1 protein-coding gene is annotated in these 552 nt (G+C 61.2%); it reads right to left on the bottom strand.

What is annotated here, in order from left to right:
- A partial coding sequence (locus GIB19_RS28165; RefSeq protein ID WP_274888862.1) for a contractile injection system protein, VgrG/Pvc8 family occupies positions 1-552 on the bottom strand: 552 nt, incomplete at both ends.

The raw sequence follows: 552 nt of genomic DNA, 5'->3' as shown, positions 1-552 counted from the left end.
ATCCTCGCGGGCGTGGCCGGTCAGCTCGAATGCAATACCCGGTTGCAGGCGAGCATCATCGCCTTCGACTTCGGCCACGCGCGCATCGCCGAACAGGGCATCGACTTTGGTCTGGGTGAACGGCTTGCCGGTGTTGTCGTGCTTGTAGCGGCCAGGGTAGTCGTAGCGTTCGTAGTCGTTGCTTTGATTGCCCATGTCCTGAGGGAACATGGTGTGCTCATGGTTGTAGCGTGGGTGAGTAAAGGTGTAGTCGCGCTGGACCTGCTTGCTGGTGCGCACCTGTTCGCGGTAGGCGAAGTGGCGCAGGCAGGGTTGCTGCTCCATGCCGCCGCGGTTGGCGACGTATAGCACCGGCTCACCCTCCAAGCTGCCGAACTGACTGATCTTGTCCGCCTGTACCACGGCGTGGCTACTTTCGCTGTGCTCGAAGATCGAGATCAGGCCTTCCTCGGCCGACAGGCGCCAGAAGAAGTTCAGGTCCAGGTCACCGGCCTGGACGCAGTACTCGCGGCTCTGGTGTGGGTTGACCACATACTGGATCAAAGTGCCCCA

The sequence above is a fragment of the Pseudomonas sp. ITEM 17296 genome (assembly GCF_028895205.1).
Classification (GTDB): Bacteria; Pseudomonadota; Gammaproteobacteria; order Pseudomonadales; family Pseudomonadaceae; genus Aquipseudomonas; species Aquipseudomonas kermanshahensis.
This window is presented reverse-complemented; position numbering and strand designations above follow the sequence as displayed.